The sequence below is a fragment of the Bacillus sp. MRMR6 genome, assembly GCF_001940785.1.
Taxonomy (GTDB): Bacteria; Bacillota; Bacilli; order Bacillales; family Cytobacillaceae; genus Neobacillus.
In genome coordinates, this window is the sequence record NZ_MSLS01000014.1 from 91,542 (window position 1) to 104,395 (window position 12,854).

The 12,854-nt window shown below is 39.4% G+C and carries 10 protein-coding genes and 1 riboswitch; of the genes, 8 read left to right on the forward strand and 2 right to left on the reverse strand.

Translation table 11 applies throughout. The annotated features are described in order from the left end of the window. Positions 1-325: 325 nt before the first annotated feature. Both BTR25_RS14795 and BTR25_RS14800 read right to left on the reverse strand, forming a co-directional pair. Entirely contained in the window at positions 326-991 is a 666-nt protein-coding gene (locus BTR25_RS14795; protein ID WP_075688814.1) for a CpsD/CapB family tyrosine-protein kinase, read from the reverse strand. After that, a complete protein-coding gene (locus BTR25_RS14800; protein WP_075688846.1) occupies positions 975-1,673 on the reverse strand; it encodes a YveK family protein in 699 nt (232 codons plus the stop codon). The genes BTR25_RS14795 and BTR25_RS14800 overlap by 17 nt, the downstream gene beginning before the upstream one ends. Positions 1,674-2,500: 827 nt before the next feature. Between BTR25_RS14800 and BTR25_RS14805 the strand changes: the two genes are divergently transcribed. The 8 genes from BTR25_RS14805 to BTR25_RS14840 all read left to right on the forward strand — a co-directional run bounded on the left by BTR25_RS14805 (position 2,501) and on the right by BTR25_RS14840 (position 12,854). Beyond that, positions 2,501-2,857, forward strand: a complete 357-nt coding sequence (locus BTR25_RS14805) for a helix-turn-helix domain-containing protein (RefSeq protein ID WP_075688847.1) — start codon at positions 2,501-2,503, stop codon at positions 2,855-2,857. 92 nt (positions 2,858-2,949) lie between these two features. After that, a riboswitch (SAM riboswitch) is annotated at positions 2,950-3,060 on the forward strand. Between the two features lie 84 nt (positions 3,061-3,144). Beyond that, positions 3,145-4,257 (forward strand): methionine biosynthesis PLP-dependent protein, encoded by a 1,113-nt coding sequence (locus tag BTR25_RS14810; protein ID WP_075688815.1) that lies wholly within the window; start codon positions 3,145-3,147, stop codon positions 4,255-4,257. Position 4,258: 1 nt separating this feature from the next. After that, positions 4,259-5,437 (forward strand): cystathionine beta-lyase, encoded by a 1,179-nt coding sequence (metC, locus tag BTR25_RS14815; RefSeq protein WP_075688816.1) that lies wholly within the window; start codon positions 4,259-4,261, stop codon positions 5,435-5,437. Beyond that, the gene (locus BTR25_RS14820) at positions 5,434-7,299 is read left to right on the forward strand and encodes a bifunctional homocysteine S-methyltransferase/methylenetetrahydrofolate reductase (RefSeq protein ID WP_075688817.1); all 1,866 of its coding nucleotides are present in this window, start codon (positions 5,434-5,436) and stop codon (positions 7,297-7,299) included. Before metC ends, BTR25_RS14820 begins: the two co-directional genes overlap by 4 nt. After that, on the forward strand, positions 7,277-10,729 hold the full coding sequence (metH, locus tag BTR25_RS14825) for a methionine synthase (protein WP_075688818.1): 3,453 nt from the start codon (positions 7,277-7,279) through the stop codon (positions 10,727-10,729). Before BTR25_RS14820 ends, metH begins: the two co-directional genes overlap by 23 nt. 209 nt (positions 10,730-10,938) lie before the next feature. Beyond that, positions 10,939-11,352 (forward strand): MarR family winged helix-turn-helix transcriptional regulator, encoded by a 414-nt coding sequence (locus tag BTR25_RS14830; protein ID WP_075688819.1) that lies wholly within the window; start codon positions 10,939-10,941, stop codon positions 11,350-11,352. 13 nt (positions 11,353-11,365) lie between these two features. Then, positions 11,366-12,559: an MFS transporter gene (locus BTR25_RS14835; RefSeq protein ID WP_075688820.1), complete on the forward strand. Its 1,194-nt coding sequence runs from the start codon at positions 11,366-11,368 to the stop codon at positions 12,557-12,559. Positions 12,560-12,626: 67 nt separating this feature from the next. Beyond that, positions 12,627-12,854, forward strand: coding sequence for a hypothetical protein (locus tag BTR25_RS14840; RefSeq protein WP_075688821.1), 228 nt, complete (start codon positions 12,627-12,629; stop codon positions 12,852-12,854).

Consider the following 12,854-nt stretch of genomic DNA (forward strand, 5'->3'; position numbering starts at 1 on the left):
CTTTAAAAAGATTGGAAAACTTACATTGATCGATCCATTATTTATTACTCTTCCCCTCCACACTTTTATTTAATTAAAATTTCTCCTGAGCAGGTCTTTTAAAAGACCTGCTCAGGAGAAATTTTAATAATTAGGGCATTCAACCCCACCTCACATCATACTTTCGACGACCTGCGTCTAAGGTTTATTTCAACCCACAGCATAACCGAGTGCCTTCATTGATATTGGTAAGAAGACATCACCACWAAAGATAACGTTATTGTTCCTTATTAAGAACAAAAGGATGGATAAGAATCATTTTTTATCTATTAAAATAATCTGGTTCCTACGTTTTATCATTTAAGATAACTCCTAATAATTTTGCAGAAGCAGATTCCAGTAATCTCTTAGCTTCTATAGCATCCTCGTTTTTTGTTTTTCCCCAGCGTAAAACAAGGATCAATCCATCACACTTATTAGCGATAATCTTTGCATCTGAAACTTCAAAAACTGGGGGTGTATCAAATAACACCACATCATAATTTTTATTAACTGTGTCAATTACTATATCCATTGATTTTGAACCTAACAACTCAGCAGGATTATGAGGTACAGGACCGCTTGTTAAAAGATCTAATCCTCTTATATCTGTATTGTAAATGGCATCCTCCATTAGATTCCTACCTATTAACACATTACTTAAACCGATAGAATTTCCAATGTTAAATGCCGATTGTAAAGATGATCCTGGACTTCTTAAGTCCGCATCAATTAGTAGAATTTTCTTACCTTGTTGTGCTAATGCAATGGCAAAATTTGCTACAGTAGTAGATTTACCTTCTCCACGCTTTGGTGACGTCATAACTATAGTTTGATAATTCTCACCATTTACTGATGAAAGGAAATTGGTTCGAATCGTTCTATATTGCTCAGAAATTTTACTTTTTTGACTTATTGCAGCTACTAAATTAATTCTTAAAGAGTTTGTTAGTTTCCTATTTAGAATCCCCAAATGATTCCCCCCAAACCTCTACCTTATATCTCTCTTTTTTAGTAATCGCTGTATTTTTTTTATTCATTTTTGAAACACTCCCCAATACAGGAATTGCCAATATTTGTTCTACTTTCCGTTCAGATTTTACCGTGTTATCAAAAAAGTCCAATAAAAATATCAGACCTAACCCAGCAAAAATCCCCACCGCCACAGCAATTACTATTTTCTTTTCTTGATCACTATTTAACGGTTGTTTACTAACTTTTGCTTCTGAAAAAATACTAATATTACTAAAATCCAATATATTGGGCATTTCCCGTTTAAACACTTTAGCAGTTGTATTTGCAATATTAGCTGCCATTTCAGGGTTTGAATCCAAGACTGTAATTTTTACAATCGTAGATCCGCCTATACTTCCTGCCGTAATTTGTTGACTTAGCTGTTCAGGAGTCTTCTCTAAACCCATCTCTATGACAACATGCTCTAGGAAACTCGGTTCTTTTATCATTACCATTAACGTATTCATTAAACTTGGTTCAGCATTTACAATCATTCTAGAAGAAGATTCATATATGTTGGGTGTATAATATACACTTATGATTGTTCCAACTATGGAGGATAAAATAGTCGTTACTATCAAAATCCATATACGTTTCTTTATTAAGTTTAACAATCTCTTGATATTAATCTCTTGCTCCAATTTTTCCACCCTTTTCTTTTTATTTGGTTTCTCATAACGTATTCCATCCGTTTCTTTTAAAGAACACTTCAAATAAACTCACCAAAGACTCTCTTACTTGATATTACTTAGAATAGAACATAGGTGTATTTTCACATTTTTCAATATAAAGGACGAAATATCCTCAATTATATTTGAACTCATAGGAAAATGGTAATGAAAACATTAAATCCATCCTTTATTAAGAACATTATAGCATCATGGTATAAAAAAACAATTTTAAAAATACCCTAAATTGCTTGCTTTTCTATTAACTTTAGACAAAAATCCCGAACTTTCTTGTTAATTTTCAATCCCTATTTATCGGAATTTAGTTCTTTAAAAAGAACAAGATTTATTTTATAATATTATTAACTTTGAAAGGTCTAACTATATGAAAACTCTCTACTCATAAAAAGAACTTCTGCATCGAATAGTATAATGACCAATCACTCCTAAAAGCCCTGCAACATGAAGACTGACTCTTTCAATTAAACGTTGCCTAACTCCTTTATTGGATCCGCTGTTACTTCCAACTATCATACGTGGTTCGATGCTGCTGTATATTCCGGCTTATTCCAACCACAATGCTCGGAATAACCTCAAATCTGATCCATAGTAATTAGAACATGGTTTCTCCATATTCATGGCTCTAACTTATGTTAGGAGTACTACATAAAAGTCTAAGGCAATGTCACTAATACTCCAGTCAAACTTATACAAAGCATTGGTATCTAAGTGGGTTAACCTAATGAAGTAAGAAAATGGTAAATGGTGCATTAACAAAATCTTTACATGAGGAGAATACTATGATTGGAGAGAGATTAAAGAAACTTAGGGAAAAAAAAGGTTATTCTATTACCGAGCTAGCAGAACTTGCTAGTGTTTCGAAGTCATATTTAAGCTATATTGAACGGGATCTTAATAAAAACCCTTCTATTCAATTTTTAATGAAGGTTGCAAATCCTTTAGATGTATCGATTGAATACATACTAACTGGCATTGATCAAATTGAGGACGAAGTAGATCACAATGGTAAAAAAATAATAGATGATGAATGGAAAAAGATGCTCCAAAAGGCAATCGAGGATGGAATAGAAAAAGAGGATTTCAGAGAATACATCAATTATATAAAGTTTAAAATCTGGGAAAAAAATAATAAGTAAAGTTAAACGCTTCCATTCGATAAATTCATAAAAACCATTGACACCACCGCTTCACTGTAGTAAATTATTATAAATAATCTAAATATTTTGGGTTCTTATCAAGAGAGGTAGAGGGAATGGCCCTGTGAAGCCTCAGCAACCATCAATGTTCTTCATTGAAAAGGTGCTAAGTCCTGCAAATCTTTGTGTTTGCGAGATAAGAAGAATGACATTGTGTTCGAACTGACAAAAGTCTTCTTCTTAGAAAGAAGGCTTTTTTTGTTTATATTCAGAAGGGATGAGTTGACATGTATAAAATTGACACGAAGCTAGCTCAAATTGGAAATCGTAGTGAGTCGGTGACAGGCACCGTTAATCCGCCTGTGTATTTTTCAACAGCCTTTCGTCATGAAGGGATTGGACAATCAACTGGGTTTGATTATACTCGTACGGGTAATCCAACACGTCAGATCTTAGAGAAGACGATTGCGGATTTAGAAGGCGGTGACCGAGGATTTGCCTGTAGTTCAGGGATGGCAGCGATTTTTACGATTCTTTCATTGTTTGAATCTGGCGATGAATGGTTAGTGAGCGAGGATTTATATGGCGGTACATACCGTTTGTTGGAAAGAGGTTATAAAAAGTGGGGTCTAAACACTAAGTATGTCAACACTTCTGACCTTGATGAAATTGAAAATAATATTTCACCGCAGACGAAAGCCATTTTTATCGAAACTCCTACCAATCCGCTTATGCAGGAATCGGATATCGCCGAGGTCTCAAGAATTGCGAAAAAATATGGACTCTTATTAATAGTAGATAATACGTTCTATACACCACTTCTTCAACAGCCGATTAAGCTTGGGGCAGATATTGTTATGCATAGTGCGACGAAATACTTGGGTGGTCATAACGATGTACTCGCAGGCCTTATTGTTGCAAAGGGAGAACAGCTTTGTGAAGACCTGTTTCTCTACCATAATGGTGCAGGAGCTGTGTTAAGTCCCTTTGATTCTTGGCTATTAATGCGCGGAATGAAGACTTTGTCACTAAGAATGGAACGTCATGAGAAGAATGCTAAGGACATTGTTAACTACCTTTCCACTCACGAAGCTGTAACAGATGTTCTATATCCTGGTAAAGGTGGCATGGTTTCTTTCCGATTAAAGGATGAAAAATGGGTGAATCCCTTTTTGCAAAGTATGAATCTCATTACGTTTGCTGAGAGCCTAGGTGGAACGGAAAGCTTCATTACCTATCCGGCTACACAAACACATGCTGATATTCCGGAAGAAATTCGGATTGCATCTGGTGTCTGTAATCGTCTATTACGCTTTTCTGTAGGAATTGAAGACTCAGAGGACATCATTTTTGACTTAGAACAGGCTTTATCTAAATTAAAAGAAGGAGTGATTGGATAAAATGGCACACGATGAGATCAGTTTTGAAACAAAGCTCCTTCATAATAAACATAAATTTGACCCGGCAACTGGAGCGGTAAGTGTACCGATTCAACATGCTTCTACCTTTCATCAATCTGATTTTGATCAGTTTGGTAAGTATGATTATGGCCGTAGTTTAAATCCAACTCGGGAAGCACTCGAAGATGTGATTGCAGATCTTGAAGGCGGGGTAAAAGGCTTTGCCTTTGCTTCTGGAATGGCTGCTATTTCAACGTCCTTTCTTCTTCTCTCAGCTGGGGATCATATTGTGATCACAGAAGATGTATATGGCGGTACTTTTCGAATGGTTACACAAGTTTTGACTCGATTCGGCATTGAACATACCTTTGTAGATATGACAAATCTAGATGAAGTAAAGCAAGCGATCCAGCCAAATACGAAGGCGTTTTATGTAGAGACACCTTCTAACCCAACAATGAAAGTAACGGATATAAAAGCCATTACGAATATAGCAAAAGAAATTAACGCGCTAACCTTTGTTGATAACACATTCCTTACTCCTTCCCATCAAAAACCTTTGGAGTTAGGGGCAGATGTTGTCCTGCATAGTGCGACAAAGTTCCTATCCGGACATAGTGATGTAGTGGCAGGGCTAGCAGTCGTTAAAGATGAAGATCTGGCTAAGAGACTTGGCTTTTTGCAAAATGGATTTGGCGCCATCTTAGGTGTTCAGGATGCATGGCTTGTTTTAAGAGGAATTAAGACTCTACACGTACGTTTAGAGCAATCGCAAAAGTCAGCGATAAAAATCGCAGAATTTTTAGAAACACACCCGCTTGTTGAACAAGTTTACTACCCAGGTCTTACCAGTCACCCGCAATACGAGCTTCAGAAGGAACAAGCAGCTGGCCCAGGTGCTGTGTTATCGTTTGAATTGACGAGTGAAGATGCTCTTAGAACCTTCCTGGCAAATGTAAAACTGCCAGTCTTTGCTGTTAGTCTCGGGGCAGTTGAATCGATCCTTTCTTACCCGGCAAAAATGTCACATGCTGCCATGCCACAAGAGGAGCGGGAAAAAAGGGGGATTAGTAATCGTCTCATCCGTTTGTCTGTTGGTCTTGAAAATCCAGATGATCTGATCAGAGATTTTTCACAGGCACTTGAGGCGGTTAAACAACCAAGAGGAGAATACGTATGACCCTTCTTGAAAAATTAAAACAACAAATTTTAATTGCAGACGGTGCCATGGGGACCCTTCTCTATTCATTTGGGAAAGATAGCTGCTTTGAGGAACTGAATCTTTCACGACCTGAAAAAATCCAAGAAATTCATAAAGCATATATCGATGCTGGTGCAGACATCATTCAAACCAACACTTATGCAGCCAATTATTTAAAGCTGCAACGATACGGGCTGGAGGATTCGGTTAAAGAAATGAATAGTGCAGCCGTTAAAAATGCAAAGCTGGCTGCACAAAAGGATGCCTTTGTCGTTGGTACCATGGGCGGAAATCGTGGAATACGCCCAACTTCCATATCTATAGAAGAAATAAAGCGCAGCTTTCGTGAGCAGCTGTACTGTTTATTATTAGAAGGGGTCGATGGTCTTTTACTTGAAACCTTCTATGACCTTGAAGAACTTGAAACGGTTTTAAGCATTGCTCGAAAGGAAACAAACCTGCCAATCATTGCCCAAGTTTCCCTTCAGGAGCCTGGATTTTTACAGGACCGTACTCCTGTTAATCGTGCATTAACAAGGCTTGAGGAACTGGGTGCAGATGTGATCGGTTTAAATTGCCGTCTTGGACCCCATCACATGCTGTTAGCGCTCGAACAGATTGAAATTCCAAATACGGCATTTCTTTCTGCCTATCCAAATGCGAGCCTTCCTACCTATACAGACGGAAAATTCCATTACGAAGGCGATGCTGATTATTTCAGAAAATCTGCACGTGCTTTTCGTAATGAAGGAATTCGCTTACTCGGAGGCTGTTGTGGGACAACACCTGACCATATCCGTGCCTTTGCTACTGAGCTGAAAAATAGTGCACCTGTTACAAAAAAAGTTGTAAAATTAGAACAAACGAGAATCATTGTTGAATCCCAAGCCGTTAAAAGAGAGTTTAAGCCTCTTGAAGAGATCGTAAAAGAGAGGTCTTCGGTCATTGTAGAATTAGATACTCCTAGAAAGCTGGATACAAGCAAATTTTTCGCAGGGGCAAAAGCATTAAAAGAAGCAGGAATTGACGCCATTACGATGGCGGATAACTCTTTAGCACAAGTGCGGATTAGCAATGAATCATTAGGATATTTAGTGAAGCAGGACTTGGGGATGCGGCCGCTTATTCATATTGCCTGCAGAGACCGGAATATCATCGGGCTTCAGTCCCACCTAATGGGTCTTCATACCCTTGGGATGCATGACGTTCTTGCCATTACAGGCGATCCAGCTAGAGTGGGAGATTTCCCTGGTGCATCTTCTGTATATGATGTGTCGTCGTTTGAATTGATTCAAATGATGAAACAATTAAATGAGGGTCTTTCTTATTCTGGCAAGGACCTTGGTCAGAAAACAGCTTTTAGCATTGCTGGTGCCTTTAATCCAAATGTTCGTTCCGTTGAAAAAGCAGTCAAAAGGCTCGAGAAAAAAATTGAATACGGTGCTGATTATTTTATTTCTCAGCCAGTATTTTCACAAGAAAAATTATTAGAAGTCTATGAACATACAAAGCATCTAAAAGCACCAATCTATATTGGCCTTATGCCATTGACAGGCAGTAAGAATGCAGAGTTTCTTCATAACGAAGTGCCAGGAATTAAAATTGCACAGTCCATCCGCGACCAGATGGCTGCATTGAGCGATAACCCTGTCCAAGCGGCCCTTGAAGGAATAACCATCACAAAATCATTAATTGATGCGGCACTAGATTTATTTAACGGAATTTATTTAATCACACCATTTTTACGATATGAAATGACAACGGAGCTGGCCATCTATGCTCGTCAGCGCGCAGAAGAAGTTAGGGGGAACAGCAACTATGCCGAGAGCAGCTTTCATTGAACAACTTAAAAAACGCATTCTCGTAATGGACGGTGCGATGGGAACGATGCTTCAAAGGGCCGATTTAACCGCAGAGGACTTTGGCGGAGAAGAATATGATGGCTGTAATGAGTATTTAAATTTAACCGCCCCTTCGGTCATTGCCGATATTCATCGTGAATATCTAGAGGCCGGAGCAGATATTATTGAAACCAATACCTTCGGGGCAACAAGCATAGTCCTTGATGAATATGACCTTGGCTATAAGGCCTATGAAATTAATAAAATTGCTGGTTTTCTTGCGGTGAAAGAGGCGCAGCGAGCTTCAACCGAAGATTGGCCTCGTTATGTAGCTGGTGCAATGGGTCCTACAACGAAAACACTTAGTGTAACAGGCGGTACAACATTTGATGCACTTGTCGCTTCATACGAAGAACAAGCGATTGGTTTAATTGATGGAGGCGTCGATCTTCTTTTATTAGAAACAAGTCAGGATATGCTGAATGTAAAGGCCGGCTATGTTGGCATCACGAATGCTTTTCGTAAAACGGGTAAAACTCTGCCGCTGATGCTTTCTGGAACGATTGAACCGATGGGGACCACTCTTGCTGGTCAGTCGATTGAATCCTTTTACATTTCTGTTGAGCATATGAACCCTGTAGCGGTAGGGTTGAACTGTGCAACAGGTCCTGAATTTATGCAGGACCATATCCGCACGCTTTCTGATTTGGCGACCACTGCCGTCAGCTGCTACCCTAACGCTGGACTGCCTGATGAAGAAGGGCATTATCATGAAACACCTGAAACACTAGCAAAGAAACTTGGAGATTTTGCTGCCCACGGCTGGCTCAATATTGTCGGCGGGTGCTGTGGTACTACTCCTGACCATATCCGGGCAATAGTTGCTGAGATGGAGAAATTTCAGCCAAGGGTGACTAAATCAAGTTCTGTTCATATGGTATCAGGTATTGAACCGTTTGTTTATGATGATCCAACTCTCCGTCCTATCATGGTTGGAGAGCGGACGAATGTCATCGGCTCTCGTAAATTCAAACGGTTAATCACAGAAGGGAAATTTGAAGAAGCAGCCGAAGTAGCACGAGCACAGGTTAAAGGCGGAGCACATGTGATCGATATCTGCCTGGCAGACCCAGACCGTGAAGAACTAGTGGATATGGAAAACTTTATTAAAGAGGTAGTTAAAAAAGTAAAGGTTCCTCTTGTCATTGATTCAACTGATGAGAAAGTTCTTGAACGAGCGCTTAAATATTCACAAGGTAAAGCGATTATTAACAGCATCAATTTAGAAGATGGGGAAGAACGTTTCGAAGCGGTTGTCCCGCTCATCCATCAGTACGGTGGTGCTGTAGTTGTTGGAACCATTGATGAAATAGGAATGGGTGTTACGGCTGAACGTAAGCTAGAAATTGCTAAGCGTTCCTATGACCTTTTAGTGAATAAATATAAGCTTAAACCACAGGATCTTATTTTTGACCCGCTTGTATTCCCAGTAGGGACAGGTGACGAGCAATATATCGGATCAGCGAAAGCAACGGTTGAAGGAATTAAATTAATTAAAGAACATCTTCCTGAAACACAAACCATTTTGGGGATTAGTAATGTCTCATTTGGACTTCCTCCGGTTGGAAGAGAAGTTTTAAACTCCGTGTTCCTCTATCACTGCACTCAAGCAGGCCTAGATTATGCGATTGTGAATACGGAAAAGCTTGAAAGATTTGCTTCGATTTCTAAGGAAGAAGTAGAATTAGCAGAAAAGCTTTTATTTACGACTACGGATGAAACTTTAGCGGTTTTCACTGAGTTCTACCGCGGTAAGAAGAAAGAATCAAAAGTAACGGTTCCTAATATGACTTTAGAGGAACGTCTTGCTTACTATGTTATTGAAGGAACAAAGGAAGGCTTGCTAGCTGATTTGGAGATTGCCCTTACCACCTACGCTAAGCCGCTTGATATTATCAATGGTCCATTAATGGAAGGTATGAAAGAAGTCGGCCGGCTATTTAATGACAATCAGCTGATCGTTGCAGAGGTATTACAAAGTGCTGAAGTCATGAAAGCGTCTGTTTCTTTCCTCGAGCCTCATATGGAAAAAGGCGATGTATCGTCATCTAAAGGAAAAGTCATCTTGGCTACTGTTAAAGGCGATGTTCATGACATTGGTAAAAATCTAGTTGAAATTATCCTGAGCAATAATGGTTATGATGTCGTTGATTTAGGAATTAAAGTTTCCCCAACCGATTTGGTTCAGGCCGTTCTAAAAGAAAAGCCTGACATTGTTGGATTATCAGGTCTTTTAGTGAAATCAGCACAGCAAATGGTATTAACGGCACAAGATATGAAGCAAGCTGGAATCTCTACACCAATCTTAGTTGGCGGGGCTGCCCTTTCAAGAAAGTTTACAGATACGAAGATTTCGAAAGAATATGACGGTCTTGTCCTTTATGCAAAGGATGCTATGACTGGGTTATCACTAGCTAATCAGCTGCAAACTCCAGAAGAGCAGGAGAAGCTAATTGCTGAAAAAAATGAAAAGCTTGCATCTCTGGGTACTGCAACGGATTACGCTGCCACCAGAACTTCCGTCTCTGTAGCTGTGAAACCAAGATCGACTGTATCGACTGAGGCACCGGTTTTTACGCCAATGGATACGAAAAAACATATCTTAAGATCCTATTCGCTTTCTCATATTGAGCCATATATCAATATGCAAATGTTGATTGGACACCATCTTGGCTTGAAAGGAAAGCTTGCTAAATTACTCGCAGAAAAGGATGAAAAGGCGGTTAAGATCAAAGAGGTTGTCGATGAGTTACTGGCAAATGCAAACAAGGAAAATTGGATCACGCCTGCAGCTGTTTATCAGTTCTTCCCTGCTCAGTCGGATGGAAACAAAGTGTTGATTTATGATCCAAAAAACACGGATAAAGTCATTGAAACCTTTGAGTTTCCACGTCAGGAGACTGAACCATTTCTATGCTTAGCAGACTTCGTCAAATCGGTTGATAGCGGTGTGAAAGATTATGTCGGTTTCTTTACCGTTACTGCTGGCAGGGGAATCCGCCAAAAAGCAGATCAATTTAAGCATGAAGGCCGCTTTCTTGAAAGCCATGCTCTGCAGTCATTGGCACTGGAATCAGCCGAGGGCTTTGCCGAATTAATTCACCGGCAAATGCGCGACCGCTGGGGCTTCCCAGACCCTCTTAATTTCTCGATGCAGGACCGTTTTACTGCGAAATACCAAGGTCAGCGTTTTTCCTTTGGATATCCAGCCTGCCCTGACTTAGAGGACCAGAAGAAATTGTTCAAATTAATTCAGCCTGAGGAAATCGGAATTGAATTAACAGAAGGCTGTATGATGGAGCCGGAAGCCTCTGTTTCAGCTATGGTATTTGCTCATCCTGAAGCTAGATATTTTAATGTATTGAGGTAGTTTGTTTTTAAGTCCCGCGGAGATCCTTTCGCGGGATTTTACTGTTTACTCACCGATTTTTCCATTTTACTCGCGGAAATTTACTATTTACTCGCGTAATTTACCACTTTACTCGCGGACCCAACTATACTCTCATCCCTTGACATTCACTCTATTAATCTATATAGTTACCTAGGTAACTATCTTATAATTTTTCGGAGTGATCCTACTTGAATAGCCATGAATTATTTCATACCCTCCATCAACTCTCCAGGCATTTAACGAATAAACTCAATGAAACATTAAAACCATTTGGCTTGTACAGTGCACAATGGGCGGTCCTGTATACACTGATGAACAAAGGTTCTCTCACTCAAAAGGAATTATCCGATTATTTATTTGTCGAAGCTCCACCAATGACTCGTACCATTCAACGTCTTGTAAAGCAGGGCTATGTAAAGCAGGTTCCTGGAAAGGACAAACGCGAGAAATACATTGAATTAACAGAAGCTGCATTAAAAGAATTCTCGAAATGGGAACAGGCAGTCATCCTAAATAATCAAACACAATTAAAGGACCTCCCAGAAAAATCACAAGCTGAACTAATTCAGATCCACTCTTCTTGGATCAAGCACCTGTTGTAAAGGAGCAGATAAAATGACTAAACCAAAATTATGGACAAAAGATTTTCTTAGTATCAGCTTAAGTAATTTCTTTTTGTTTCTAACCTTTTATTTTTTATTAATAACAATGCCGAGCTTTGCATTAGACGAATTTAATAGCAGTGCCTCTGATGCCGGCCTAATGACGACCGTGTTCCTAGTTTCTGCGATTATTTCACGCCCAATTGCCGGTAAATGGCTCGAACGTGAGAAGCATCAAATCGTACTTTTAACAGCCTTGTTCATATTCTTTGGTACTTCACTATTGTATTTTTTGCCAAACTCAGTAAATGGATACTTAATGATTCGCTTTCTTCATGGCATTGGATTTGGAATGGCTACGACTGCTGCAGGGGCGATCGTCGCTGATCTTGTTCCAGATTCCCGTCGGGGAGAAGGCATGGGGTATTACATTATGTCATCCAATTTAGCCATGGTTCTGGGACCGTTTATTGGGCTTACCTTTATGCAACAATGGGGGCCAAACGTCTTGTTTACCATCAGTGTAATCGGTGCACTCGCATCGCTCTTAATCGGACTAGGTGTTAAACTGACTAATAAGCCAGAACACAAAGTAGTTCATTCAGCCTTTTCATTTAAAAATTTGTTCGAAGCATCCGCTATTTCAATTTCATTAGTTGGCGCGTTCTTTGCGCTAGTTTATTCTTCGATTATTTCATTCGTCTCTGTATATGCCAATGAAATCAATCTACCTGCCGTTTCTAGCCTTTTCTTTGTGGTTTATGCAGTCGTCTTATTGATATCAAGACCGTTTACTGGAAAATGGTTCGATTCACAAGGGCCCAGTGTCATTGTTTTCCCTTCTATTATCTTATTTGCGATTGGAATGTTTATCCTAAGTCAAACAGAAACAGGCGGAACCTTCCTCCTATCTGCGGCACTGATTGGGTTAGGTTGGGGTACATTATTTCCGACCTTTCAAACGATTGCGATACAAAATGCTGCACCGAACAAACGCGGGCTCGCGACAGCCACTTTTCTCTCAGTTTTCGATATAGGAATTGGCCTGGGTTCATTTTTAGTTGGTTTAGTTGTTGCTAAGATTGGTTTTAGTTCTTTTTATCTACTAAGCTCTTTTTATATTTTATTAGGGATCGGGCTTTACTATATGCTTCACATTCGAAAACAAGCTGCCTCACCCCAATTACAGCGGCAGCAACAACGCTAAAGTAAGGCTTCCACAGAATTCACTTTTGTTATATAATGGAATCCATTATAGTTTAGGAGTGATTGTGGTGGCAAAATCCAAAGCCAAAAAACTTCGTGAAAAGCTTGAAAGAGAAGGAAAAATGAATCCCGAAATAAAGCGGAGTCCTTTTGTTTTAGCAGATATGCGAACAAGAACAACGAAAACGAAAAAAGATCAAATTTATCAATTTAAAAATAAGAACCATCGATTCCAAGACGGGAATGATGGTTCTATTTTGTTACATTTTGTTTTACATTATAAACAACATACCTAG

Coding starts and splice junctions, on each gene's coding strand:
- BTR25_RS14805 (WP_075688847.1), top strand. CDS start 2,501: ATGATTGGAGAGAGATTAAAGAAACTTAGGGAAAAAAAAGGTTATTCT.
- BTR25_RS14810 (WP_075688815.1), top strand. CDS start 3,145: ATGTATAAAATTGACACGAAGCTAGCTCAAATTGGAAATCGTAGTGAG.
- metC (WP_075688816.1), top strand. CDS start 4,259: ATGGCACACGATGAGATCAGTTTTGAAACAAAGCTCCTTCATAATAAA.
- BTR25_RS14820 (WP_075688817.1), top strand. CDS start 5,434: ATGACCCTTCTTGAAAAATTAAAACAACAAATTTTAATTGCAGACGGT.
- metH (WP_075688818.1), top strand. CDS start 7,277: ATGCCGAGAGCAGCTTTCATTGAACAACTTAAAAAACGCATTCTCGTA.
- BTR25_RS14835 (WP_075688820.1), top strand. CDS start 11,366: ATGACTAAACCAAAATTATGGACAAAAGATTTTCTTAGTATCAGCTTA.